This window comes from Bradyrhizobium sp. PRIMUS42 (genome assembly GCF_023006515.1).
Taxonomy (GTDB): domain Bacteria; phylum Pseudomonadota; class Alphaproteobacteria; order Rhizobiales; family Xanthobacteraceae; genus Bradyrhizobium.
Window position 1 is genome coordinate 1 of sequence record NZ_JALBGZ010001512.1, and the last position, 542, is coordinate 542.

A 542-nucleotide genomic window follows, 5' to 3' on the forward strand; every position below is an offset into this window, starting at 1 on the left:
CCCTGCGGCACATAGCCGACGCCGAGCCGGGCGATCTGGGCGGAAGGCCGCCGCGTGACGTCCTCGCCGCGAACGCGGATCGATCCACCGCTCACACTCACGAGGCCCATGATCGCCTTGCACAGCGTGGTCTTGCCCATGCCGTTGCGGCCGACTACGGAGAACACGCCGCTCTCCAGCGTGAGGTCGACGCCTTGCAGGGCGTGCGAGTGCCCGTAATAGACGTCGAGCCCGCGAACTTCGAGCGCGGCGGCAGAGCGGCGGACCTCATTCATGGCCGCCTCCGAGATAAAGCTCCTGCACCTCGGGGTCGGACTGGATCTCTTCCGGCAGGCCCTCCTTGAAGACGCGGCCGTTGTGCATCATCGTGACGCTCTCGACGACGCGGAGCGCCACGTCCATGTCGTGCTCGATGATGATGTAGCCGATATGCGCCGGCAGCGAGGTCAGGATCTCGATCAGCTCGGCCCGTTCGGTCGGCGACAGGCCCGCGGCCGGCTCGTCGAACAGCACGAAGCGCGGGGCGCCGGCGAGCGCAAGTG

Annotated in this window: 1 protein-coding gene and 1 pseudogene; both read right to left on the reverse strand. The window is 67.9% G+C overall.

From position 1 onward, the window contains the following. A partial coding sequence (locus MOV75_RS41365) for an ATP-binding cassette domain-containing protein (protein WP_247008661.1) occupies nucleotides 1-275 on the reverse strand: 275 nt, incomplete at its 3' end. Continuing rightward, nucleotides 268-542 (reverse strand): annotated as a pseudogene (locus MOV75_RS41370) (ABC transporter ATP-binding protein); the annotation flags it as partial. The pseudogene MOV75_RS41370 and the gene MOV75_RS41365, both read right to left, overlap by 8 nt.